Source organism: Rhodococcus sp. IEGM 1354, assembly GCF_030056855.1.
Lineage (GTDB): Bacteria > Actinomycetota > Actinomycetes > Mycobacteriales > Mycobacteriaceae > Rhodococcoides.
Genome location: NZ_JASHKT010000018.1, coordinates 14,001 through 37,520 on the forward strand (window position 1 = coordinate 14,001; position 23,520 = coordinate 37,520).

Here is a 23,520-nt window from a genome sequence, read left to right on the forward strand (position 1 = left end):
GGACGGGCATGTCAGGACGCTCCTGGGACCAGGCTTTCGGCGGTGACACCGAGAACCTCGGCAATCTGCTCCGTGGGAATGGCACCGACCCGCAGGATTCGTGCGTGCTCACCGGTCAGGTCCACGATGGTGGAGGCCACCGCGTGGTCGGCCGGCCCCCCGTCGAGATACACCGCTGCAGATCCACCGAGTTGTTCTCGCGCCTGCGTCACCGTGGTGGCGGGCGGACTTCCCGAAATATTTGCACTGGACACCGCCAGCGGACCTACTTCACGAAGGAGCTCGAGCGCGACCGGGTGCAGCGGCATCCGCAGCATGACGGTTCCCTGAGCATCACCCAGATCCCACGCCAGCGACGGTGCCTGCTGGACGACGATGCTCAATGCACCGGGCCAGAAGGCTCGAATCAGATCTCGGGTCCGCGGCCGGACGCTCTGCACCAGGCCGTCGATCGTGTTCCACGAACCGACGAGGACCGGGACCGGCATATCGCGTCCCCGCCCCTTGGCGCGCAGCAGGTCGGTGACCGCGCTGCCGTCGAACGCGTCGGCGGCGATCCCGTAGAGCGTGTCGGTGGGCATCACGACGAGTCGACCGGATTTGAGGGCACCGCGCGCTGCGGTCAATCCGGCAGCCCGCGCATCGGCTTCACGGCAGTCGTAGACGGTACTCACTCCGCCTATCCTTCCACCTTCGGTAACGAAGTGATGTCAGGTGCCGCCGGCTTGCCGCCTTGCCGCTCAGGCAGAGGGCGGCGTCGCCCGTGCCGCCACGACGAAGCGGGGTCGGCCGGCCAGGTCCGGATGCTCGGTGACCTGGGTGAAGACTCGTCGCCCAGACAACAGGGCAGCGACGCCCTCCCCGTTCGAGTCGTCGTGTTCGATGGCGACTCCGCCGCCGACACGCAGCCACCGCGCGATGTTGCCGATCATCGGCTCGATGACCGACAACCCGTCCTCGCCGCCGAAGAGCGCGATGTGCGGATCGTGGTCGAGTACCTCCGGATCGAGCTCCGCCCCGTCCGGAATGTACGGCGGGTTCGCGACGATCATGTCCACCGAGCCGTCGAGGTCGGTCAACAGCTCCCGAGAAGTGACGTCTCCGTGATGCAACGTGATTGGCGAATCACCCTGCTCGGCACGCAGATCCGCGTTGCGCCGGGCCCACGCCAACGCCGACGGATCGAGCTCGACGGCGTGCACGACGGCATCCGGGCGTGCGTTCGCGATGGCCAGCGCCAGCGCGCCCGACCCCGTGCACAGGTCCAGCACCACGGGCGGGTGATGGCCGACGTTCTCGAGAAAAGCGAGCGCCCACGCCAACAGCAATTCGGTTTCGGGACGCGGAACGAACACCCCGGGACCCACCTCGACATCGATGTTTCCCAATGACGTCGTTCCCGTGATGTATTGCAGAGGAATACGTTTCGCGCGCTGCTCGACTGTTCGGAAGTACGCCTCGACGAGCTCGGGCTCCACCAACGGCACCAACCCCAGCCGACCGCGATCGACTCCGACGAGGTGCGCGGCGAGTAGCTCCGCATCCACCCGAGGGCTCGGCACACCGGCGGCCTCGAGCATCGACGTCGCTTCGAGGATGGCTAGGCGTAACGGCTTGCGGCTCACTTGTACAGACTGCCACGGCGGTCCGACACCGGACTCACAGCCGCCCCTGCAACTCCGACTTCTTTGCGAAGAACTCGTCGTCGGTCAGAAATCCCTTCGCATGCAGACCGGCGAGCGCCTCGATCGCAGCGGTGATGTCCGAGATGTCGACACCGGTGTGAGCAGGTGAACCCGACTGCGCAGACGCTAAATTCTGTGCCGCCGGCTGCGGCTGCTGCGACGAAGGCATGTTCTGCGGTGGCGAGTCGGCGGACCGTTGGTCGACGCGCGGCAGACTTGCCGCGGTGAACGTGCCGTACTGGCTGGTGAACTCCACCGAACCCGGACCCCCACCCTGCTGCTGTTGCACTCCCCCGATGGAGTGATCGAGGGTGTCGTACACCGCCAATTCCCCTCCCACGAGGACAGCGAGGCGACGAGTTCCTGGAAACACCGCGTACTGCGATCCGTTCTGGCCACCGCTCGAACTCGGCGAACCCAGATCCGACGGCCACCACGATCCCCCGCCGAAGGAAGTGCCGCCGAACGATCCCGTACCGGCATCTCTCGGCGGATAGACCTGATGCTGCGCCAACACCGCGGACAGATCGCGGCACAAACCGTCGACCCGACTCTTGAGGCCGTGATCGAACATGTTGCCCACCATCGTCATACCGCCGCGCATCCACTGCCCACTGCCGCCGAGCTCGGGAATGTTGAACTGCGCCATCGTGCCGCGGCCGTTGTTGACGGCGTCGAGCATGGTGCGGACCGCGTCGGTGGACACCCCGTAGCGGGAAGCGAGCTCGGTGACGGCGTTCTCGCCTGCGGGGGTCAAGGCCTGGTTCATCTCGGGTGTGCCTTTCGTGGCGCGCGGGCGGGTCGAATCCGATCGCCAGGGTATCTCGAGATTCGTTCGATCAGCAGCGCGAGACCCGAAAACGGTTGGCGCGCAGTTATTCTGCTTGCATACGTGCATCGCGGTCGGCCTTGGCGAGCGCGTCGAGCAGTGCATCCATGTCGCCGTCGAGCAGCGCGTCGAGGTTGTGCGCTTTGAATCCGATGCGGTGATCGGTGATGCGGTTCTCGGGGTAGTTGTACGTCCTGATCCGCTCCGAGCGGTCGACGGTACGCACCTGACTGGCTCGGCCGGCCGAGGCCTCTTCGTTGGCCGCTTCCTCCGCGGCCGCCTGCAGACGCGCCGCGAGCACCTGCATCGCACGCGCCTTGTTCTGCAGCTGCGATCGCTCGTTCTGACAGGTGACGACGATGCCGGTGGGCAAATGGGTGATGCGGACAGCGGAGTCGGTGGTGTTGACACCCTGACCGCCCTTGCCGGACGAGCGATAGACGTCGATGCGCAGATCGGTTTCGTCGATCTGCACTTCCTCGACCTCGTCGGGTTCCGGATACACCAGAATGCCGGCCGCGGAGGTATGCACGCGTCCCTGCGATTCGGTGACCGGCACCCGCTGCACGCGATGGACGCCACCCTCGAACTTCAGCCGCGCCCAGACGCCGTCGAGCGGATCCTTGGTCTTGATCGACAACGTCGCGTCCTTGTAGCCACCCAGGTCCGAGACGTTCGCGTCGAGAACCTCGACTCGCCAGCCGCGGCGTTCGGCGTAGCGCACGTACATCCGCGCCAGATCGGCCGCGAAGAGCGCCGATTCCTCGCCGCCCTCACCCGACTTGACCTCCATCACGATGTCGTCGCCGTCGTGCGGGTCGCGTGGTGCCAGCAGATCGGTCAGCGTCTGTTCCAGGTGCAGAACCGTTGCCTCGAGCTCGGGAATCTCGGCGGCGAACGACGAATCGTCGGCGGCGAGTTCACGTGCGGCTTCGAGGTCGTCCTGAGCGGCGGTCAACTTGGTGTGCGCCGACATGATCGGTGCCAGCTCGGCGAACCTCTTGCCTGCCCTGCGCGCTGCGGACGGGTCGTTGTGCAGGGCGGGGTCGGCCAGTTGCTGCTCGAGGCCGGAGTGTTCGGCGAGGATGTCGTCGATGGCCGAAGGCTTGTCTGTTCTCGCCATGGTGACGACTCACTCTCCGAACGGGTGAAACCGGGTGTGGACACAAAAAAGCCGACGCCCGCCCTGTAGTTCACAGGACGGGCGTCGGCGAAACAGCTAGCTGTCTGCGTCGGCCTTCTTGCCGGCGCGCTTGCCGTAGCGAGCCTCGAAGCGAGCGACGCGACCGCCGGTGTCGAGAATCTTCTGCTTGCCGGTGTAGAAGGGGTGGCACTGCGAGCAGACCTCGACGCTGATGCGCTCTTTGTCGGTGGTGCTTCGGGTCTCGAAAGTATTGCCGCAACCACAGACGACTGCCGTCAGTGTGTAGTCGGGGTGAATTCCTGCCTTCATGGTGTCCTTACCGTTCTTTGTAATGGTCGCCGGGTCGCCTTCGCTGATCGAAGACGTGAACCGGAACCGGACTCGGCCGTTGATTATGCCAGAGCGTGTATCTGCCCTGCTAATCGTCGGTACTTCTGTGCCGACAGATGCTTACAACGCGGGCACCTGCCCTCTTGTTCCCCGGACCCTCGGACCCGGGGAACAGGGGATCAATCGTTGATGCCGCCGGGAGCTGTCTTCGACACTTCCATCAGGAATTCGAGGTTGTTCTTGCTCTTCTTCAGGCGATCGACCAGCAGGTCGATGGCCTGATGCGAGTCGAGACCGGACAACACGCGACGCAGCTTGTGCACCACGGCCGCCTCGTCCGGAGCGAGAAGAAGCTCGTCGTGACGGGTGCTGGACGGGTTGATGTCCACCGCAGGGAACACCCGACGCTCGGCGATCTTGCGATCGAGCTTGAGCTCGGCGTTACCGGTGCCCTTGAACTCCTCGAAGATCACGGTGTCGCCGGTGGACCCGGTCTCGACCATGGCCGTGGCGATGATCGTCAGCGAACCACCGTGCTCGATGTTTCGTGCCGCGCCGAGGAATCGCTTGGGCGGGTACAGCGCGGTCGAGTCGACACCACCGGAGAGGATGCGGCCCGAGGCAGGCGAGCTGTTGTTGTACGCGCGGCCCAGACGGGTGATCGAGTCGAGCAGGACAACCACGTCCTGGCCGGCCTCGACCAGACGCTTGGCACGCTCGATCGCCAGCTCGGCGACCGCCGTGTGGTCACCCGGCGGACGGTCGAAGGTCGAGGCGATGACCTCGCCCTTGACCGAGCGCTGCATGTCGGTCACTTCCTCGGGACGCTCGTCGACGAGGATGACCATCAGGTAGCACTCAGGGTTGTTGATGGCGATCGCGTTGGCGATGGCCTGCAGAACGCTCGTCTTACCGGCCTTCGGGGGGCTGACGATCAACGCGCGCTGACCCTTACCGATGGGCATCACCAGGTCGATGATGCGCGTGGTCAGGATGTTCTGCTGGGTCTCGAGGCGCAGCCGCTGGTTGGGGTACAGCGGGGTGAGCTTGCCGAACTCCGGACGCTTGCGCGCGGCCTCGACCTCTCCCCCGTTGACGGTATCCAGACGCACCAGCGGGTTGAACTTCTGACGCTGACCCGACTGCTCACCCTCACGCGCCACCCGAACGGCACCGGTGACGGCGTCGCCGCGGCGAAGACCGTTCTTGCGCACCAGGTTCATCGACACGTAGACGTCGTTCGGTCCGGCCAGGTAACCCGAGGTGCGAACGAACGCGTAGTTGTCGAGAACGTCGAGAATGCCGGCTACCGGCTGGAGAACATCGTCCTCGCGGATCTCGGTGTCGCGCTCGCGACCGCCGCCGCCCTCGTTGCCCTCGCCGCGGTCGCGTCCACGACGACGCTCACGGAACCGTCGACCCCTGCGACCGCGGCCTTCGCCGTCGTCGTCCTGGTTGTTGTCACGGTTGTCGCGCGGGCCGTTGTTGCGGTCCTCGTTGCGATTGTCGTTTCGGTTGTCGTTGCGGCCGTCGCCTTGATTGCGATTGCGTCCGCCGCGGTCGTTCTGATTGCGGTTGCCGTTCTCACGGTTGGAGTCGCGGTTCGAGTTGTCCCGGTCGCCCTGGTTGCGACCCGCATTGTCGCGATTGCCGCCGTCCCGGTCCCCCTGGTTGCGATCGCCCTGGTTGCGGTCGCCCTGGTTGCGGTCGCCCTGGTTGCGGTCGTTCTGGTTGCGGTTGCCGTTGTCGGTGTCACGCGGTTCGCGCTCGGCACCGTCCTGGCGGTTGCGCTCGCCGCGGCTACGACGTGGGCGCTCCGCTGCGGCGTTCTCGCCGGAATCGTCCTGCTTGTCGGTGGTCTCCGCTGCAGCGGTCGACTCCGCGGTAGCGGGGGCCGATGCGGCCGTGTCGCCGCTGCCGTCCAGTGGCAACTGGTCGGGCGCACCTGCGCGGCGACCCGCGGCGCGGCGGCCCCGGGTGCGACGTCCGGCCTCGGGTGCTGCGTCCGACGTGTCGGCAGCCGTCGCAGGCTCGGGAGCAGTGTCGACTGCGGGTCGTTCGTCGGCAACCGGTGCCGACGCAGCAGCGCGTCGAGCCTTGGGAGCGTCGGCCTTCGGTGCATCGCTCTTCGGCGCATCGGACTTCGGCGCAGCGGACTTGGCCGGCGCGGTGCCCGATTGACGCTCGGTGATGGCCGCGATCAGATCGCCCTTGCGCATGCCGGAGATGCTCTTGATGCCGAGTTCGCCAGCGAGGCTGCGTAGCTCGGTGAGAACCATTCCGGACAGGCCGGCGCGACGGCGTGACGTTTCGGGCGCAGAGATGAGTTCCGTATCGGTCACGGAGGTCCTTTCCTTCCCTCGCTCGCTCGATGCGCAGCCGAGGGTTCGTTCCGCAGCTCGGCTTTCTGCCGAACTCGGATATTGCCGTTCATGTTCGACGCACTCCGCCGACGACACCATCGGTCCGAGACCGCAGCGAACTACGGGAAGGACCGAGCCAGGAGCGTCACATCACTCGGACGTTCTGAACTCCCCCGAATACAGTGACCTGATTGCCCTGACGAAACCGGCGTCTGAAGCGCACGATGTACGGACAGGGTTCACCATAGCGTCGTTGTCCTCGCTCGGCAAGAACCCTATTCGGTGTCGCTCATGCGACAGTGACTCCGTCGGCCACCTCGAGGTCGAGAACTCGCCATCCCTCGGCCAGCGCAGCGTCGCGCAGATCGGCCGGGAATTCTTCGGTGCACAGGGCCATGACGGTAGGGCCTGCTCCCGACACCACTGCGGCGATCGAGCGGGCGCGCAAAGTCGCGATCCACCGAGTGGTGTCGGGCAGCGCCTGTGCCCGCTGGCCCTGATGCAGTAGATCCTCGGTGGCAGCCATCAGCAGATCCGGACGCTCGGTCAATGCGACGACGGCGAGCGCACTGCGACTGACGTTGAAGGCGGCGTCGCGGTGCGGCACCAACTCCGGCAGCAATCCCCGTGTGTGCGAGGTCGAGGAGCGCTCGGACGGCACGAGCACGACGACCTTGATGCTGGGATGTACGTCCAGGCGCACGGCGGCGTACTTGCGTGCCGTCACACTGGCATTGGGCGGTTCGCTCCACGACACGACGGCACCGCCGAGGCAACTCGCCGACGCGTTGTCGGGGTGCCCCTCGAACTCGGACGACAACTGCACCAACTGACTGTCCGACAACGACAGCGCGGGGTCCACCTTCGACGCGAGTGCATTGGCCGCGGCGAGCCCGCCGACCACGGCCGAGGCCGAGGATCCGAGACCTCTCGAATGCGGAATGACGTTGCGGCAGTGGACATTCAATCCATCCGCCCATACTCCGGCCGCTTCCAGACCCCGTTCGATGGCCCGCACGACCAGGTGCGTCGGTCCCCACGGAACGTCCGCCGAACCCTCACCGTCGACGTGGATCGACAGGCCCGACGCCGTGGTCGTGACCTCGATCTCGTCGTACAACCCCAAAGCCATTCCGAGACTGTCGAATCCGGGGCCGATGTTGGCACTGGAGGCCGGCACACGCGCGGTCACCGTGAGCCCGATGGGAAGCGTCTTCGTCATTGCCGGAGATTCCGTCAACTCAGGCCAGCTCGAGCGCAGCCGCAACAGCGACGGGGTCGACCGAAATCGGTTCCACGACAGGCATTCCCGACAGCGCAGTGTCGGGATCCTTGAGACCGTTACCGGTCACCGTGCAGACAACGGTCAGGCCCGGCTCCAGCCAGCCTTCCTTTCGAGCCGCCAACAGACCGGCGACGCTGGCCGCGGAGGCCGGTTCGACGAACACGCCCTCGGTCTTCGCGATCAACCGGTACGCCTCGAGGATCTCCTCGTCGGTCGCGGCCCGGAATGCTCCGTTCGATTCTTCCTTGGCATTGACGGCACCGTTCCAGGATGCGGGTGAGCCGATCCGGATTGCGGTCGCGATCGTTTCCGGGTCCTTCACGGGCGCACCGTGAACCAGAGGAGCGGCACCCGCGGCCTGCACGCCGAGCATGCGCGGCTTGCGGGTGGTGAGGCCGTCGCGGAAGTACTCGGAGTACCCGCGCCAGTACGCGGTGATGTTGCCCGCGTTGCCGACCGGCAGAGCATGGATGTCGGGTGCATCGCCGAGGGCGTCGCAGATCTCGAACGCCGCGGTCTTCTGCCCCTCGATACGCACGGGGTTGACGGAGTTGACCAGACCGATCGTCGGGAACTCGGCCGTGGTCTTGCGCGCCAGTTCGAGGCAGTCGTCGAAGTTGCCCTGGACCTGAATGATCTTCGCGCCGTGCATGACTGCCTGAGCCAGCTTGCCCATGGCGATCTTGCCCTGCGGAACCAGTACGGCACAGGACATGCCGGCCTTGGCCGCGTAGGCCGCAGCGGACGCCGAGGTGTTGCCGGTGGACGCGCACAGCACTGCTTCTTGCCCACGGGCGAGCGCGTCGGTGACGGCCATGGTCATGCCGCGGTCCTTGAACGAGCCGGTGGGGTTGAGTCCCTCGACCTTCAGGTGCACTGTGCAGCCGGTCAATTCGGACAGGTGCCCGGCGGGCAGCAGCGGGGTGCCGCCCTCGCGCAGGGTGACGGTCTTCCAGTCGGGACCGATCGCCAGACGCGAGCGGTACGCCTCGATCAGACCGGGCCAGGGGGTGTGGACGCTCATACTGTGGTGCCTTCCAATCTGAGAACGCTGGCGACGTGGACGACCACGTCCAACTGCTCGAGGGATGCAACGGTGTCGGACAGTGCGGAATCGGCCGCGAGGTGCGTGACCACGACGAGCCTGGCCCCGTCACCCGCGCCGTGCTGGCGCACGGTGGAGATACTGACGTCGCGCTTGGAGAATTCGGCGGCCACGGTAGCGAGAACGCCGGGCTTGTCGGCCACCTGCATGCTGACGTAGTACCGGGTGAGAATGTCACCCATCGGGGCCACCTTGAGCTTGGCGTACTTGGACTCGAGTGGGCCGCGGCCTCCGTAGAACTTGTTGCGCGCGGCCATCACCAGGTCGCCGAGCACAGCGGATGCCGTCGGCGCGCCGCCCGCACCCTGGCCGTAGAACATCAACCGGCCTGCGGCCTCGGCCTCGACGACGACGGCGTTGAATGCGCCGTTCACCGATGCCAACGGGTGATCGAGCGGAACGAGTGCCGGGTAGACCCGGGCCGAGATGCGCTCCTTGCCCTTGGGCGTGGTGATGCGCTCGCAGATCGCCAGCAACTTGATGGTGCAGTCGAGAGACTTCGCGGTCTCGAGGTCGTCTGCAGTGATCTTGCTGATGCCCTCGCGGTAGACGTCGCCGGCCGTGACCCGAGTGTGGAACGCGATCGAGGCGAGGATGGCCGCCTTGGACGCGGCGTCGTAGCCCTCGACATCGGCCGTCGGATCGGCCTCGGCGTATCCCAGTCGCCCTGCCTCGGCGAGGGTTTCGGCGTAGTCCGCACCGGTCTCGTCCATGGCCGAGAGGATGAAGTTGGTGGTGCCGTTGACGATGCCCGCGACCTTGTTCACGCGGTCGCCTGCCAACGACTGCATCAACGGCCGCACCACCGGAATAGCTCCGGCGACAGCTGCCTCGAAATACAGATCGGCGCGCGACTTCTCGGCCGCGTCGGCCAACTCTCCGGTGTATTCGGCGAGCAGGGCCTTGTTCGCAGTGATGACGGACTTGCCGTTCTCGAGCGCCGACAACACCAGCTTGCGTGGGATGTCGATACCGCCGAGCACCTCGACGACGATGTCGACGTCGTCGCGACCGACCAATTCGGCCGGGTCGTCGGTGAGCAGCTCGGCCGGTACTCCTCGATCGCCGTCGATCCGACGTACCGCGATTCCCCGAATCTCCAGTGGCGCACCAATTCTGGCCTCGAAGTCCGCTGCATTCTCGGTGAGGATCCGGACGACCTCGCTACCGACGTTTCCGAGTCCGAGTACGGCGACGCCTATCGGCTTCGATGTCATGGCTGAACCTCCAAGCTGAGCAGATCTTCGATGGTTTCCCGCCGCAGGATCAGGCGCGAACGCCCGTCCTTGACCGCGACCACAGCGGGCCGCGTCAGCAGGTTGTAGCGGCTGGACATGGAGTAGCAGTAAGCACCGGTGGCTGCGACGGCGAGCAGATCACCGGGCCCGACGTCGGCCGGCATCCACGTGTTCTTGATGACGATATCGCCGCTCTCACAGTGCTTTCCAACCACGCGAGCCATCACGGCATCGGCGTCGCTGGTACGCGAGACCAAGCGGCAGTCGTACTCGGCCTGATACAGCGACGTACGAATGTTGTCGCTCATACCGCCGTCGACACTGATGTACCGCCTGCGGGTGGCGTTGTCGACGGTGACGTCCTTGACGGTGCCCACCTCGTAGAGCGTCACGGTGCCCGGACCGGCGATGGCCCGACCCGGCTCGACGGCAATGGTCGGAACCGGCAAACCGGCCGCGGCCGACTCCGTCTCGACGATGCTCGCCAGCTTGGCCGCCAATTGGTCGACGGGCGGCGGATCGTCACTCGGTACGTACGAAATACCCATGCCGCCACCGAGATCGAGCGTCGAGATCTGCGAGGTCTTGTCCACGCCGAACTCGGCGACGATGTCGCGCAGCAGCCCGATGACCTTGTGCGCAGCCAGCTCGAAACCGTCGACCTCGAAGATCTGCGAGCCGATGTGACTGTGCAGCCCCACGAGACGAAGGTTGTCTGCGGCGAACACCCGACGGACTGCTTCGATCGCCGAGCCGTCGGCGAGCGAGAAGCCGAACTTCTGATCCTCGTGAGCGGTCGCGATGAACTCGTGCGTGTGTGCCTCGACGCCGACGGTGATACGAATCAGCACGTCCTGCACCACACCGGCCGAACCGGCCACGGCGTCGAGACGGTCGATCTCGATATTGGAGTCGAGAACGACGTGCTCGACTCCGGCACTCACTCCGGCCTCGAGCTCGGCCACGGATTTGTTGTTGCCGTGCATCGCAATTCGATCCGCCGGGAATCCGGCAGCGAGGGCGATGGCCAGCTCACCGCCCGAGCAGATGTCGAGCGAGAGACCCTCGTCGGCCACCCAACGAGCGATCTCGCCACACAGAAATGCCTTGGAGGCGTAGTGAACTCGTTCGGGTGCCCCGAACGCAGCGGCCATCTCGCGGCAGCGTGCGCGGAAGTCGTCCTCGTCCACGACGAACAGTGGGGTGCCGTACTGCGCCGCGAGGTCGGTGACCGACACCCCAGCGAGCCGAACCGTGCCGTCGTCGCCGCGTGCCGCGTTGCGTGGCCACACCTGTTCGGGAAGCGTCGTCATGTCCGACGCGGCGCTCGGACGCTCGGACATCGACTGCTTGGCTGGGGCATCGGCGTGCTTGGGCCCTGCCGGATGTGCGCTCACATGCGCTCCGGTGCGCTGACACCGAGCAGTTCGAGGCCGTTGGCCAGAACCTGCCGGGTTGCTTTGCCCAATGCCAGTCGTGCGGTGTTCACAGGTCCGGGCTCCTCGTCTCCTTGGGGAAGTACTCGACACGCGCCGTAGAACCGGTGGTAGGCCCCCGCCAGTTCTTCGAGGTAGCGGGCGATCCGGTGTGGTTCGCGTAGTTCGGCGGCACTGGCCACCACCCGCGGGTACTCGCCGATCGTCCTGATCAACTCGCCCTCCTGCTCGTGCGTCAGCAGGCTCAGATCGGGATCGTCGCCCGAGATCCCCAGTTCGGCGGCATTGCGCGCGAGCGATGCCAACCGGGCGTGGGCGTACTGGACGTAGTACACCGGGTTCTCGTTGCTGGCGCTGGCCCACAGGGCGAGGTCGATGTCGATGCTGGAGTCGACGGACGACCGGATCATGACGTAGCGCGACGCGTCGACGCCGATGACTTCGACCAGATCGTCGAGCGTGATGACGGTGCCTGCCCGCTTGCTCATCTTCACCGCGACGCCGTCTCGAACGAGGTTGACCATCTGCCCGATCAGAACCTCGACGGTCTCGGGGTCGTCGCCGAATGCAGCGGCGGCGGCCTTGAGTCGACCGATGTAACCGTGGTGGTCTGCTCCGAGCATGTAGATGCACAGGTCGAATCCGCGTTGCCGCTTGTTCTGGAAGTACGCGATGTCGCCTGCGATGTAGGCAGCATTACCGTCGCTCTTGATGACGACGCGATCCTTGTCGTCGCCGTACTCGGTGGACCGAAGCCACCATGCACCGTCTTCCTCGTACAGGCTCCCCGAGCCCTTGAGGTAGTCGACCGATTTTTCGACGGCACCGGACTCGAAGAGTGAGTTCTCGTGGAAGTAGACGTCGAAATCGACACCGAATTCGTGCAGGTTCGCCTTGATGCGGTCGAACATCAGCTGGGTACCTATCGACCGGAAGGTCTCGTCCTGCGCCTCGGGTGCCAGCGCCAGCGCTTCGGGCTCCTTCGCCAGCACCTGCTGTGCGATCTCGGCGATGTACTCGCCCGCATAGCCGTTCTCCGGTGCCGGCTCTCCCTTGGCCGCGGCGATGAGCGACCGGCTGAAGCGATCGATCTGAGCGCCGTGATCGTTGAAGTAGTACTCGCGAGTGACCTCGGCTCCGTGCGCGGTCAGGATGCGTCCGAGGGCATCACCGACGGCAGCCCATCGGGTTCCACCGAGGTGCACCGGTCCGGTGGGGTTGGCCGAGACGAACTCGAGGTTGACCTTCTTGCCTGCCATCGAGGATCCGGTGCCGAACTCGGCACCGGCGGCCAGCACGCGGGCAACGATCTCGCCCTGCGCTGCGGCAGCCAGCCTGATGTTCAGAAAGCCGGGGCCTGCGACGTCTGCACTGGCGATCGCGGCGTCGGCCGCGAGCGCCTCGGCGAGCCAGCCGGCGAAATCACGAGGATTGGCTCCGGCCTTCTTCGCCACCTGCAGCGCCACGTTGGTGGCGTAGTCACCGTGCTCGGGATTGCGGGGACGCTCGACCGTGAGCTTCGCAGGGAGAACGGATGCGTCCAGGCCGCGGTCGGCAAGCACCTTGGCGGCGGTCGCGTGAAGCAATTCGGCAAGATCGGCGGGAGTCACAGGTAGCCATCCTATTGGCTGGTGTGCGGCATACTCGCATCCACTGCCCGTCCGAGCGCGGGGCCACCTGGCCGATGCGGTCCACACGGGCTCTGAGCACGCTCTCAGACAGAGAACGTACAGTAGGGGCGCTCTGCGCGGACGACCGTCGAGTACGGCCGTCACCAGCAGATACGTACCACCAGCGCTACCGACCACCCACTTTTCCTCGACTGAGAGAGCAACCACAGCGATGCCAACGGGTCCCGACAAAGGCAGTCAGAACAAGTCGGCTGCGAAGGCAGACAAAGCCATCAGTGCAGCCAACAAGAAGTCAGCTCGCAAGAAGCAGGGCGGTGTCCCCGCCGCCAAGGGCAGACAGATTCCCTGGCTGACGGTTGCCGGTGTCGTTGTGGTCGTCGGACTGGTCGTGGGCCTCGGGGTCAACCTCTACCCCAAGTACCAGGACCGCGCCGAGGCGCAGAAATTCGCGCCCAGCGAGAGCAATCAGGATCCGTCGACGGGAATCGACGGCGTCACCATCAAGGAATACCCGGCAGCTCTGCACGTCGGGCGCGCGCAACGCGTCGCCTACGACCAGACGCCGCCGTTCGGTGGACCGCACGATGCGGTGTGGGCCACCTGCACCGGCATCGTCTACCCCGAGGCCATCCGCACCGAGAACGCCGTGCACTCCCTCGAACACGGAGCGGTCTGGGTGACGTACAACCCCGACGACCTGAACGAAGACCAGATCAAGTCCCTCGCCGACCGCGTCGACGGGGAAACCCAGATGATGATGTCGCCGTACCCGGGCCTCGACACTCCCGTCTCGCTGCAGTCCTGGGGTCACCAGCTCAAGCTCGACAGCGTCGACGACGAGCGCATCGGTCAGTTCATCTCGGCTCTGCGCCTCAATCGATTCGCCTACCCGGAGGTCGGTGCCAGCTGCGCATCCGTGCCCGGAGTCGGTGACAACGCGTTCGATCCCGACAACCCGCCGCTGTTCGACGCTTCGGCCCCGGGTGCGGACGCCGTTCCGATGGACGGCGCCGGCATCACTCCCGACGCCAGCGAGACCAGCGGTGCAGGCGGAATGCCGAGCGGCCTGCCCGGCGGAGCACAGCTGCCCAGCGATCTCCAGGTGCCCGCGAGCTGATGACCGAATCGACAGTCGAGTCGGTCAACGGCGTCCCCGAGACCAAGCGGAGCCAGCGCACTGCGCTGGTCGCTTTGGCCGTGATCGCCGTACTGGCGATCGGATTCGCGCTGGGCTTCCTGGCGCAGAATCCGTTCCGCGAGGGTGACAACTCACCCGCGGCAGATTCGGTCGACGTCGGATTTGCCCAGGACATGACGGTGCACCACAACCAGGCCATCGAAATGGCCGCGGTCGCGTTGACCAACGCGCCCGATCAGGCAGTCAAGAGCCTGGCGTTCGACATGCTCACCTCGCAACAGAATCAGGTGGGCCAGATGCAGGGCTGGCTCGCGTTGTGGGACCGCGCGCCGATCTCGACCGACGGCTACATGACCTGGATGACGGCCGACGACTCTCACGGCCATTCGATGGGCGGCATGTCGATGGAACCGGGATCCTCCGATCCCACCAGGGCCATGCCCGGCATGGCCAGCTCCGCGGAGCTCGCCGCACTACGCCAAGCGACCGGAACCGACGTCGACGTCATGTTCTTGCAGCTGATGCTGCGTCACCACGAGGGCGGCCTGGCGATGATGGAATACGCCCAGACGCACGCGCAGTCTCCTGCGGTGATCAACCTGGCGAAGTCCATGGTGGCGACTCAGACGAGTGAGTCGACGCTGATGAAGCAGATGCTCGCGGCGAAGGGTGCGCAGCCGCTGCCCGAGGGGTGATTTCGACTCCCGTCGCACATGCGCTAGTCTTTCGTACAGCCCAACAGGCACGCCGGCCGAAGCCGGTGCGCCCCCGTAGCTCAGGGGATAGAGCGTTCGCCTCCGGAGCGAAAGGCCGCAGGTTCGAATCCTGCCGGGGGCACACATCTTTCACGCACGTCACTTCCCCGAGGCGACTGCTCGAACGAGACGGACTGTTCACATGTCCGAGGATCTCCCCGATATCGACACCGTCATCGACGACCTGTATTCGCTGGCACCCGCCGACTTCGTGTCGCACCGATCGGCGTACGTGACCCGGTTCAAGAAGGCCGGAGACAAGTCCGGTGCCACTCGTATCGGCGGACTCCGTAAACCCACTGTCGTGGCCTGGTTGGTGAACACACTCGCTCGTCAGGACGAATCCGCGGTCGCCGAGTTGTTCGACCTCGGTGCCGAACTCGAGCGAGCTCAGCAACGCGGCGACGGTCATCGACTGCGTGAGTTGTCCACCGCTCGAAGCGCTTCGATACGCGCGCTCACCGATCGAGCCGTTTCATTGGGTCGCGAACGTGGCGTGACCGTCGGTGACAACGCGGCGCGCGAGATATCCAACACTCTCAATGCCGCAATGGCCGATCCGGAAATCCGCGACCGGGTTCGTGCGGGCCGAACGGTGGTGGCCGAAACATACAGCGGCTTCGGCCCCGCGCTGCTCTCGCTCGTTCCTGACACGGTCGACGATGCCGATAACGATGACGAGACGGAAGCCGAACCGGACGCTACCGATGACGCGCCCGAGTCCACTGCAGAGCCGGATGCCGAGGACACCTCCGAAGCCGAGCGGCTGCGCGAGGCCGAACACGATCGGCTGGTGGCCGAACTCGACTCTGCCGTCACCGCATTGGATGCCGCACGCGATGCGTCCGACGCTGCCGACCAGGACACCGAACGCGCCGCGTCCGAACGACGCAGCGCCACAACAGAAGTCGAGAGACTCGAAGGCGAGCTGGACGACGCCAGAGCCAGAGCGAAGGCTGCGCGGGCCGCGGAGAGAGCACGCGTCGAACAGGCAGAGTCGACGGCGGAGGCGCTCGCGGCGGCCCGGGCACGCGTGGCCGACGCCCGGTCGGCCCTCGACGAACCGAGCTGACCTACCCTGGCGGCATGACCACACGCTGGCAAGCCGAGAACTCCGCCGACGATTCCGCCCGGTACATCGAGCGATTCGATCGTCTGGCCGAACGCGGCGTGGATCTGCACGGTGAGGCCCGCATGGTCGACGCGGTGGTCTCCCCCGCGTCGAGCATTCTCGACGCGGGCTGCGGCACAGGCCGGCTCGGTGCCGAGTTGGCGCGACGTGGCCACCACGTCACCGCTGTGGATCTCGATCCGATTCTGGTCGAGAAGGCGCGCAGCCACCCCGAACTGGAGGTCCATCTCGCGGATCTGACCACACTCGAGTTGAATCGCACGTTCGACGCGGTTGTCGCGGCCGGCAACGTGTTGGTTTTTCTGGAGCCAGGCACCGAACGTGCTGCGCTCGAACGCATCTGGGCACACCTGAACGAGGGCGGAGTGTTCGTCACCGGCTTCGCCACCGACCGGGCATACACGAACGACGAACTCCACGAGGATCTCACTGCGGTCGGATTTTCCGTCGAACATCGGTTCTCCACCTGGGACCTGCGGCCCTGGCGCGCCGACGCGGACTGGGCCGTCACCGTGGCACGAAAGCCTGCTCTGCTCGCTTGAGACGAACCGGGGCGAGCGACGGGATTCCACGTGCGGGTGTCGATCGGTTCCTGGGCGGGAAGACTGTCGCTCATGAAGGAACACATAGCGCGGTTGCGGGAGTCGTTCTGGTTCATTCCCGCCGTCCTCGGAGTTCTCGCGCTCCTGCTGGCGCAGGCGCTCGTCAGCCTCGATCGCTACCTGCTCGACACCCGCGTGGACCTGACTGGCTCGTTGCTCTATCACGTCGGAGCGAGTGGCAGCCGGGACATCCTCGGGGCGATCGGTGGCTCGATGCTGGGGGTGGCCGCCACGTCGTTCTCCATCACCATCTCCGTCCTCGCCACGGCCAGTTCCTCGTACGGCCCCCGCCTGGTGCGAAACTTCATGGCGGACCGCGGAAATCAAGTGGTACTGGGTATCTTCGGGGCGACGTTCCTGTACTCGCTGATGGTGTTGCGGTCGATCCGTTCGATCGAATCCGATGGTTCGGTGTTCGTGCCGGACATCGCTGTCAATGTCGCCGTGGCGCTCGCGGTGGTCGATGTAGGCGTACTCGTCTACTTCATCCATCACATCGCGCAGTCGATTCAAGTGGCCACCCTGTCCGCGAGAGTCCGCGACGAGCTGTCGGAGTCCGTCGACTCCCTCTACCCGACCGATCGTCCCGACGATTCCGCATCGATCGACGGCATCTCGAAACCACCTGTCTACGTGACGGTCCTGGCCGAGACATCCGGGGTGATCATCGACATCGACGAGGACGCACTGCTGGGCATCGCGACCGACAACGGCACGCTGATCGAGATTCATCGGGTCCCGGGCGAGCACGTCGTCTCCGGCGAGCCGCTCGTCGACATTCTCGCCGATCGCTCGGCCGACATCTCCGCTGCATCGATCGACCGAGTCCGCTCTTCCTTCGACATCGGTACCAGTAGGACGCCACGCCACGACATCGCGTTCGCCGTCGAGCAGATGACGGAGATGGCGGTCCGGGCGCTGTCCACCGGGGTCAACGATCCCTACACGGCGCGTAACGCCATTGACGATCTTTCCGTCGGACTCGTTGCCCTGGTCCAACGGCCGGCCCCGTCACGCGGACGGCGCGGAACCGACGGAGAGGTGCGCTTGATAGTCCGGCGGGTGACCGTCTCGACCTTGATCGACCATGCGCTCGATGCAGTGCGCATCTACGGAACCGGCAGTCCGATGGTGGTGCAGGCCGGAATCCGTCTCGCCGAGAGGGTCGGCCGCGCGGCGCGCTCCACCGACGATGTCGACGCCGTGCTGGCACAACTGAGCCTGTTGGACGCCGCCCTGACCGTCGACGAGACAGACAGCGCGTGCAGAGCCGATGCCCGCGAGCAGATCTCGCGGACTAGAGCAGCGATCACCGACCGAGTACCACTCGCGGTACTTCGCACCGTCATTCGGTAGACGCTCCAACCGGACACCGTGGGAGGATGGTCCGTATGCCAGCACCGTCGCCGCTTCCCCTCGACCCCATTGCAGAGGCCCACCGTCAGTGGACCAAGCACGGGTGGTCCGACGCCGCCGACGGTATGGCCGCGGTGACGTCGTTGATGCGCGCGCAGCAGATCATGCTGGCCCGGGTCGAGGAAGCGCTCAAGCCGACGGGACTGACCTTTTCGCGCTACGAATTGCTGACGTTGTTGACGTTCACCAAGAACGGCGCGTTACCGATGGCGAAGGCCAGTGCCCGGCTGCAAGTGCACCCCACCAGTGTGACCAACGCGGTGGACCGCCTCGAATCGGTCGGCTACGTGCGCCGCATTCCCCATCCCAGCGATCGACGGACCACCCTGGTCGAAATCACCGAGCAGGGGCGCACGTTGGCGGTCGAAGCCACCGAGCGCCTGAACACGCTGGTGTTCGCCAAGCCCGGGCTCGCGCGCGACAAGCTGATGGCGCTGGTGCGCATCCTCGCGGAACTGCGTTCGGATGCAGGCGATTTCGACAGTGATGACATCACCACATCGTTCTGAGTTCGATGGTGACTCGTCACAAGACAATGGCACAGCCGTACCGTTCGTGGTCCAATTGCTCCGGGAACAGGCCGGAGTCGGTCTGCTGAAGGGCGGGGCGGGGTGCTGGTGTTGGGGGTCGGAGCGGGTGCGCACGGTGCACGCGCAATTCTGACGTATCTGGACAGCCCCCATCGCACACCTATCGTGTCTCGGACGGTGCGCCGCGCTCCCGGTCAGTCGCTGGCCAGCACGATCGCCACCGGCGTCGACGCCATCCACTCCATTGCCGCGACGATGTCGCTCCCGGTGCAGTTCTCTGCCATCGCCTACCGGGTCGCCACCGATCCCGGCACGGTTGCCACCCGAGGGACCGCTCGAACGGCCTCACTGGTTCCGGAAACCGCTGCGCAAGTGCGGTTTCTACGATTCATCGGGCTGGTACCCAATCACGGCGTCACCGTGCTGTGCGACATCGGGAGTACCGGCACCACGGTCACCGTCATCGATCTCGCGTCCACTCGCACCCTCATGACGCGGCGCACTGCCACGTTCTGCGGCGACGATCTCGATCATTCGGTGCGCCGGCTGCTCTCGTCCAACGGCGTTCGCGTCGGAATCGACGCCAGCCGGTCCATCAAGGAGCAACTGAGCATCGATTCCGTCGTCAGCACCACAAATCCAGCCGGCACTGCACGGCATGTGCTGACGCGGCGCGACTTCGACGATCTGATCGCGGGACCCGTCCGCTACGCGGGCATGCTGGTGGAACAGACCATCGAATTGTCCGGTGCCAGACCGCAGTCCATCGTCGTGGTCGGCGGCGGCGCGAACATCACCTCGATAGCGCGGTCTCTCGAACTGCGTACCGGGCTGACGACCCTGGTGCCGACGATGCCCGAGCTGGTCTCGGCCCGCGGGGCCGCCCTCCTGTCCCCCGACAGGTAGGACGGCCCCGGGAGTGGAGCCTGCGGAACGACCGGTCGGGGTGAGACTGGAGCCTGCGGAACGACCGGTCGGGGTGGGAGTGGAGCCCACGGAACGACCCGACAGAGCGGCCAGCACTACCGGTGCTGGAAGTTGGGCGTGCGCTTCTCGATGAAAGCCGACATGCCTTCCTTCTGATCCTCCGTGGCGAACGTCGAGTGGAATACGCGGCGCTCGAACAAGACTCCCTCACGAAGGCTCGACTCGAACGAGCGGTTGACCGCTTCCTTCGCCATCATGGCGACCGGCAGCGACATCTCGGCGATGGTCGTGGCAGTCGCGATGGCGTCGTCGAGCAGGTCCGCGGCCGGCACGATCCGCGAGACGAGCCCCGCTCGCTCGGCTTCTTCGACCTTCATGTTGCGACCGGTCAGGCACATCTCCATGGCCTTGGCCTTGCCCACCGCACGCGTGAGGCGCTGCGACCCGCCGATTCCGGGAATGACCCCCAGCTTGATCTCGGGCTGACCGAACACCGCGGTATCGGAGGCGATCAGCACGTCGCACAGCATCGCGAGTTCACACCCACCACCGAGTGCATAGCCGGAGACCGCCGCGATCAACGGCGTGCGAGCCGATGCCAATCGATCCCACGCCGCGAAGAAATCGTCGAGGTACACGTCCATGTACGACTTCGGCTGCATTTCCTTGATATCGGCACCGGCCGCGAAGGCCCGCTCGGAACCGGTGATCAGGATTGCACCGATGTCCGAGTCCGCATCGAGTTCCTCGACCACCGAGACTACTTCGCGCATCAGCTGGGAATTGAGCGCGTTCAACGCCTTCGGACGGTTGAGCGTGATGATGCCTACGCGTCCACGGCGTTCGAGCAGAATGGTCTCGTAATCGGTCACTGGACAGCTCCGTTCGAGCGTTCGCGGATGTCGTTGATGATTCCGGAGAAGTCCACGTCGGTTCCACCACCGGACGTCTCCTTGAACTGCGCGTAGAGCTCGGCTGCACGCAACCCGAGAACACCCTCGACGCCGTTGTCGCGCAGTGCATTCGCAGCCAGACCCAGATCCTTGTCCATGAGGGCCGCTGCGAATCCGGGCTTGTACTCGTTGTTCGCCGGGCTCGTCGGAACCGGACCGGGCACCGGGCAATTGGTCGTCAACGCCCAGCATTGGCCGGACGCAGTCGATGCCACGTCGAAAAGCGCCTGATTGCTCAGACCGAGCTTCTCGCCCAACACGAAGGCCTCGCTGATGGCAATCATCGATACGCCGAGAATCATGTTGTTGCAGATCTTGGCGGCCTGACCGTTGCCCGCCGGTCCGCAGTGCACGACCTTGCGGCCCATGACATCGAGAACGGCAGCGGCGGAGGCGAAATCGTCCTCCGAACCACCGACCATGAACGTGAGCGTGCCTGCGGCCGCTCCCCCGACACCGCCCGAGACCGGAGCGTCGAGGCTACGGTGTCCGGCCTCGTGCACCAGCCGGTGCGCTGCATGCGCGTCGGCGACGTCGATGGTCGACGAATCGATGAACAACGTCCCCGGTGCCGCGGCCGGAAGCAGGTCCCCGTACAGCCCGAGTACCAGTTTTCCGTTCGGCAACATCGTGATCACGATGTCGGCTCCAGCAACGGCCGCGACCGCGGACTCCACCACAGTCACGCCGTCCTTCGTGGCCTGCTCCAGCGCCGCGGGAACAAGATCGAAGCCCTGCACCGTGTACCCGGCCGCAGCCAGGTTGGCGGCCATCGGCCCACCCATGTGCCCGAGGCCGATGAATCCGATCGTCTTCTCGCTCATGACTGCTCACCTTCTGTAAGTGCTTTCGACAGACCGAGTTCGGCGTCGCCCAGGGGCGCGAAGTATCGATCGACGTCCTCGGCAGTGACGTCCGCCGACGTGGCCGGCTGCCACTGGGGATTGCGATCCTTGTCGACGACCTGCGCCCGAATTCCCTCGACCAGATCGTGACTGCTGAGCGACGCGACCGACACGCGGTACTCCTCGTCCAGTACGGCCTCGAGGGAGGGCAGCGTCGCCGCCCGTCGCAGCGACCGCAGCGTCACCGCAAGAGATACGGGCGATTTGGACACGATGTCCTTCGCGGCCTGCTGTGCCTCCGGCACCGACGATGCGGCCAGAGCGTCGACGATGCCCTGGATGTCATCACCGGCATAACATTCGTCGATCCACTCCTGCTGAGCAGCGATGGCAGATTCCGGGGCCGACTCGCTGAACGTCGCGACGGCTTCTCCGACACTGACCGTCTCGAGTGCCGAGTAGAAGTCTTCCAGCTTGTCCGACGGGATGTAGTGATCGGCGAAGCCGACCGCGATGGCGTCGGCGGCGTTCATCCGCGCCGTGGTGAGCGCGAAGTGGGTGCCGATCTCGCCCGATGCACGCGAAAGTAGGTACGTACCACCGACATCCGGAACGAAACCGATTCCGACCTCGGGCATCGCGATCTTGGAGCGCTCGGTCACGATGCGGGTGTTCGCGTGGGCCGAGAGCCCGACGCCACCGCCCATGACGATGCCGTCCATGATCGCGACGAAGGGCTTGGGGAAGCGGGCGATCGCGGCGTTGAGCACGTACTCGTCGCGCCAGAAGTCCTTGCTTCCGCTGCCGCCGTCCTTGGCGTCGTGGTAGATCGAGACTATGTCGCCGCCCGCGCACAATCCGCGCTCGCCGGCTCCGGTCAGCAGGACGACGTCGACGCTGTCGTCGGTTGCCCACTGCGTCAACGCCGGAGCTATCTGCTGCACCATCGCATGCGAGAGTGCATTGATGGCTTTGGGGCGGTTCAGAGTGATGCGACCGATCCCGCCCGAAACCTCCAGTAGGACATCGCTCATGCTGCACCCACGATGGAGCGAGCTACGACCACGCGCATGATCTCGTTGGTACCTTCCAGAATCTGGTGGACCCGAAGGTCGCGAACGATTTTCTCGACACCGTACTCGGCGAGATAACCGTATCCGCCGAGCAACTGCAGCGCCCCGTTGGCGACCTCGAAGCCGGTATCGGTACCGAAACGCTTGGCCATCGCGCACATCTCGACCTTGTCGGCTGCATTGTTCTGCAACCCGTCCGCTGCTCGCCACAGCAGAGTTCGGGCAGCTTCGAGCTCGGTCTTGAAATCCGCCAGTCGAAACTGCAGGGCCTGCGAGTCGAGCAACCTGGCGCCGAATGCGTTGCGGTCGGCGAGGTAGGACACGGCCTTGTCGAGAGCGGACTGTGCGCCGCCGATCGAGCACGCGGCGATGTTGATGCGTCCGCCGTTGAGCCCGTTCATCGCGATCCGGAATCCGTCGCCCTCGCCGCCGAGCAGGTTGGCGGCCGGAACGCGGGCACCTTCGAAGATCACCTGGCGGGTGGGTTGAGCGTTCCACCCCATCTTCTTCTCGTTCGTTCCGAACGACAGTCCCGCGGTATCCTTCGGCACGATGAACGCCGAGATGCCGCGGGGACCCGGCGCTCCGGTGCGGGCCATGACGACGTACACCTCGGAAGTGCCTGCGCCGGAGATGAATTGCTTGACGCCGTCCAACACGTACTCGTCACCGTCACGGACGGCCTTGGTACCGAGCTTCGCCGCGTCGGATCCAGCGCCGGGTTCGGTGAGGCAGTAGCTACCGAGCTGATCCATCGAGCACAGTCCCGGAAGCCAACGCTGCCGTTGCTCGTCGTCGCCGTACGTGTCGATCATCCAGGCGACCATGTTGTGGATCGAGATGTAGGCCGCAATGGACGGGTCACCGGTGGCGAGTTGCTCGAAGATGCGCACCGCGTCGACGCGGGTCAGGCCCGATCCGCCGACGTCTTCACGGATGTAGATGCCACCCATCCCGAGAGCAGCAGCCTTGCGCAGCACGTCCACCGGAAAGTGCTTCTGCTGATCCCATTCGACGGCGTTCGGTGCGAGGAACTCGTCCGCGAAATCACGAGCAGTGTCGTTGATGGCACGCTCGTCCTCGTTCAACGTGAACATCGTCGA

The 23,520-nt window shown here is 65.5% G+C and carries 22 protein-coding genes and 1 tRNA gene; 8 read left to right on the forward strand and 15 right to left on the reverse strand.

Annotated elements, in window-relative coordinates; all coding sequences use genetic code 11:
* Positions 1 to 11: 11 nt before the first annotated feature.
* The 11 genes from QM588_RS24255 to argS all read right to left on the reverse strand — a co-directional run bounded on the left by QM588_RS24255 (position 12) and on the right by argS (position 13,025).
* Positions 12 to 674 carry an L-threonylcarbamoyladenylate synthase gene (locus tag QM588_RS24255; protein WP_027497908.1) on the reverse strand — a complete coding sequence of 221 codons (663 nt, stop codon included), beginning with the start codon at positions 672 to 674 and terminating at the stop codon, positions 12 to 14.
* Between the two features lie 66 nt (positions 675 to 740).
* The gene (prmC, locus tag QM588_RS24260; RefSeq protein ID WP_283317149.1) at positions 741 to 1,625 is read right to left on the reverse strand and encodes a peptide chain release factor N(5)-glutamine methyltransferase; all 885 of its coding nucleotides are present in this window, start codon (positions 1,623 to 1,625) and stop codon (positions 741 to 743) included.
* A gap of 34 nt (positions 1,626 to 1,659) precedes the next feature.
* Positions 1,660 to 2,454 (reverse strand): SHOCT domain-containing protein, encoded by a 795-nt coding sequence (locus tag QM588_RS24265; RefSeq protein ID WP_283317151.1) that lies wholly within the window; start codon positions 2,452 to 2,454, stop codon positions 1,660 to 1,662.
* Between the two features lie 106 nt (positions 2,455 to 2,560).
* Entirely contained in the window at positions 2,561 to 3,637 is a 1,077-nt protein-coding gene (gene prfA, locus QM588_RS24270; protein WP_027497911.1) for a peptide chain release factor 1, read from the reverse strand.
* A 96-nt stretch (positions 3,638 to 3,733) separates the two neighbouring features.
* Positions 3,734 to 3,967, reverse strand: coding sequence for a 50S ribosomal protein L31 (gene rpmE, locus QM588_RS24275; protein WP_283317154.1), 234 nt, complete (start codon positions 3,965 to 3,967; stop codon positions 3,734 to 3,736).
* Positions 3,968 to 4,167: 200 nt separating this feature from the next.
* On the reverse strand, positions 4,168 to 6,330 hold the full coding sequence (rho, locus tag QM588_RS24280) for a transcription termination factor Rho (protein ID WP_283317156.1): 2,163 nt from the start codon (positions 6,328 to 6,330) through the stop codon (positions 4,168 to 4,170).
* Positions 6,331 to 6,640: 310 nt separating this feature from the next.
* Complete coding sequence (gene thrB, locus QM588_RS24285) at positions 6,641 to 7,573, reverse strand: homoserine kinase (RefSeq protein WP_032365577.1); 933 nt, start codon at positions 7,571 to 7,573, stop codon at positions 6,641 to 6,643.
* Between the two features lie 19 nt (positions 7,574 to 7,592).
* Positions 7,593 to 8,660, reverse strand: coding sequence for a threonine synthase (thrC, locus tag QM588_RS24290; RefSeq protein ID WP_027497914.1), 1,068 nt, complete (start codon positions 8,658 to 8,660; stop codon positions 7,593 to 7,595).
* Complete coding sequence (locus tag QM588_RS24295; protein ID WP_032368776.1) at positions 8,657 to 9,958, reverse strand: homoserine dehydrogenase; 1,302 nt, start codon at positions 9,956 to 9,958, stop codon at positions 8,657 to 8,659. Before QM588_RS24295 ends, thrC begins: the two co-directional genes overlap by 4 nt.
* Positions 9,955 to 11,376 carry a diaminopimelate decarboxylase gene (gene lysA, locus QM588_RS24300; protein WP_027497916.1) on the reverse strand — a complete coding sequence of 474 codons (1,422 nt, stop codon included), beginning with the start codon at positions 11,374 to 11,376 and terminating at the stop codon, positions 9,955 to 9,957. Before lysA ends, QM588_RS24295 begins: the two co-directional genes overlap by 4 nt.
* Positions 11,373 to 13,025 (reverse strand): arginine--tRNA ligase, encoded by a 1,653-nt coding sequence (gene argS / locus QM588_RS24305; protein ID WP_283317161.1) that lies wholly within the window; start codon positions 13,023 to 13,025, stop codon positions 11,373 to 11,375. The genes lysA and argS overlap by 4 nt, the downstream gene beginning before the upstream one ends.
* Before the next feature lie 232 nt (positions 13,026 to 13,257).
* On the opposite strand from argS, the gene QM588_RS24310 reads away from it, so the two are divergent.
* The 8 genes from QM588_RS24310 to QM588_RS24345 all read left to right on the forward strand — a co-directional run bounded on the left by QM588_RS24310 (position 13,258) and on the right by QM588_RS24345 (position 19,525).
* Positions 13,258 to 14,163, forward strand: a complete 906-nt coding sequence (locus tag QM588_RS24310; RefSeq protein WP_283317162.1) for a DUF3105 domain-containing protein — start codon at positions 13,258 to 13,260, stop codon at positions 14,161 to 14,163.
* Positions 14,163 to 14,879: a DUF305 domain-containing protein gene (locus QM588_RS24315; RefSeq protein ID WP_283317163.1), complete on the forward strand. Its 717-nt coding sequence runs from the start codon at positions 14,163 to 14,165 to the stop codon at positions 14,877 to 14,879. Before QM588_RS24310 ends, QM588_RS24315 begins: the two co-directional genes overlap by 1 nt.
* A gap of 69 nt (positions 14,880 to 14,948) precedes the next feature.
* Positions 14,949 to 15,021: transfer RNA gene (locus QM588_RS24320), tRNA-Arg, on the forward strand.
* A 60-nt stretch (positions 15,022 to 15,081) separates the two neighbouring features.
* Positions 15,082 to 16,011 (forward strand): hypothetical protein, encoded by a 930-nt coding sequence (locus QM588_RS24325; protein WP_283317165.1) that lies wholly within the window; start codon positions 15,082 to 15,084, stop codon positions 16,009 to 16,011.
* Between the two features lie 14 nt (positions 16,012 to 16,025).
* On the forward strand, positions 16,026 to 16,613 hold the full coding sequence (locus tag QM588_RS24330) for a class I SAM-dependent DNA methyltransferase (RefSeq protein ID WP_283317166.1): 588 nt from the start codon (positions 16,026 to 16,028) through the stop codon (positions 16,611 to 16,613).
* A gap of 72 nt (positions 16,614 to 16,685) precedes the next feature.
* The gene (locus QM588_RS24335; protein WP_283317168.1) at positions 16,686 to 18,029 is read left to right on the forward strand and encodes a DUF2254 domain-containing protein; all 1,344 of its coding nucleotides are present in this window, start codon (positions 16,686 to 16,688) and stop codon (positions 18,027 to 18,029) included.
* A 35-nt stretch (positions 18,030 to 18,064) separates the two neighbouring features.
* Complete coding sequence (locus tag QM588_RS24340; protein WP_032365573.1) at positions 18,065 to 18,598, forward strand: MarR family winged helix-turn-helix transcriptional regulator; 534 nt, start codon at positions 18,065 to 18,067, stop codon at positions 18,596 to 18,598.
* A gap of 102 nt (positions 18,599 to 18,700) precedes the next feature.
* The gene (locus tag QM588_RS24345) at positions 18,701 to 19,525 is read left to right on the forward strand and encodes a hypothetical protein (protein WP_283317170.1); all 825 of its coding nucleotides are present in this window, start codon (positions 18,701 to 18,703) and stop codon (positions 19,523 to 19,525) included.
* Between the two features lie 116 nt (positions 19,526 to 19,641).
* Here QM588_RS24345 and QM588_RS24350 read toward each other — a convergent pair whose 3' ends face one another.
* The 4 genes from QM588_RS24350 to QM588_RS24365 are packed head-to-tail and all read right to left on the reverse strand — an operon-like array spanning position 19,642 to position 23,514.
* Positions 19,642 to 20,418 carry an enoyl-CoA hydratase gene (locus tag QM588_RS24350; protein ID WP_283317171.1) on the reverse strand — a complete coding sequence of 259 codons (777 nt, stop codon included), beginning with the start codon at positions 20,416 to 20,418 and terminating at the stop codon, positions 19,642 to 19,644.
* Positions 20,415 to 21,323: a 3-hydroxyisobutyrate dehydrogenase gene (gene mmsB / locus QM588_RS24355; protein WP_283317173.1), complete on the reverse strand. Its 909-nt coding sequence runs from the start codon at positions 21,321 to 21,323 to the stop codon at positions 20,415 to 20,417. The genes QM588_RS24350 and mmsB overlap by 4 nt, the downstream gene beginning before the upstream one ends.
* On the reverse strand, positions 21,320 to 22,378 hold the full coding sequence (locus QM588_RS24360; RefSeq protein WP_283317174.1) for an enoyl-CoA hydratase/isomerase family protein: 1,059 nt from the start codon (positions 22,376 to 22,378) through the stop codon (positions 21,320 to 21,322). Before QM588_RS24360 ends, mmsB begins: the two co-directional genes overlap by 4 nt.
* A complete protein-coding gene (locus tag QM588_RS24365; RefSeq protein WP_283317176.1) occupies positions 22,375 to 23,514 on the reverse strand; it encodes an isobutyryl-CoA dehydrogenase in 1,140 nt (379 codons plus the stop codon). Before QM588_RS24365 ends, QM588_RS24360 begins: the two co-directional genes overlap by 4 nt.
* Positions 23,515 to 23,520: the final 6 nt, after the last annotated feature.

Excerpts from the sequence above, each read along its gene's own strand:
- QM588_RS24265 (WP_283317151.1), bottom strand. The coding sequence starts at position 2,454 with ATGAACCAGGCCTTGACCCCCGCAGGCGAGAACGCCGTCACCGAGCTC.
- prfA (WP_027497911.1), bottom strand. The coding sequence starts at position 3,637 with ATGGCGAGAACAGACAAGCCTTCGGCCATCGACGACATCCTCGCCGAA.
- rpmE (WP_283317154.1), bottom strand. The coding sequence starts at position 3,967 with ATGAAGGCAGGAATTCACCCCGACTACACACTGACGGCAGTCGTCTGT.
- thrB (WP_032365577.1), bottom strand. The coding sequence starts at position 7,573 with ATGACGAAGACGCTTCCCATCGGGCTCACGGTGACCGCGCGTGTGCCG.
- thrC (WP_027497914.1), bottom strand. The coding sequence starts at position 8,660 with ATGAGCGTCCACACCCCCTGGCCCGGTCTGATCGAGGCGTACCGCTCG.
- QM588_RS24295 (WP_032368776.1), bottom strand. The coding sequence starts at position 9,958 with ATGACATCGAAGCCGATAGGCGTCGCCGTACTCGGACTCGGAAACGTC.
- QM588_RS24310 (WP_283317162.1), top strand. The coding sequence starts at position 13,258 with ATGCCAACGGGTCCCGACAAAGGCAGTCAGAACAAGTCGGCTGCGAAG.
- QM588_RS24315 (WP_283317163.1), top strand. The coding sequence starts at position 14,163 with ATGACCGAATCGACAGTCGAGTCGGTCAACGGCGTCCCCGAGACCAAG.
- QM588_RS24325 (WP_283317165.1), top strand. The coding sequence starts at position 15,082 with ATGTCCGAGGATCTCCCCGATATCGACACCGTCATCGACGACCTGTAT.
- QM588_RS24330 (WP_283317166.1), top strand. The coding sequence starts at position 16,026 with ATGACCACACGCTGGCAAGCCGAGAACTCCGCCGACGATTCCGCCCGG.
- QM588_RS24335 (WP_283317168.1), top strand. The coding sequence starts at position 16,686 with ATGAAGGAACACATAGCGCGGTTGCGGGAGTCGTTCTGGTTCATTCCC.
- QM588_RS24340 (WP_032365573.1), top strand. The coding sequence starts at position 18,065 with ATGCCAGCACCGTCGCCGCTTCCCCTCGACCCCATTGCAGAGGCCCAC.
- mmsB (WP_283317173.1), bottom strand. The coding sequence starts at position 21,323 with ATGAGCGAGAAGACGATCGGATTCATCGGCCTCGGGCACATGGGTGGG.
- QM588_RS24360 (WP_283317174.1), bottom strand. The coding sequence starts at position 22,378 with ATGAGCGATGTCCTACTGGAGGTTTCGGGCGGGATCGGTCGCATCACT.
- QM588_RS24365 (WP_283317176.1), bottom strand. The coding sequence starts at position 23,514 with ATGTTCACGTTGAACGAGGACGAGCGTGCCATCAACGACACTGCTCGT.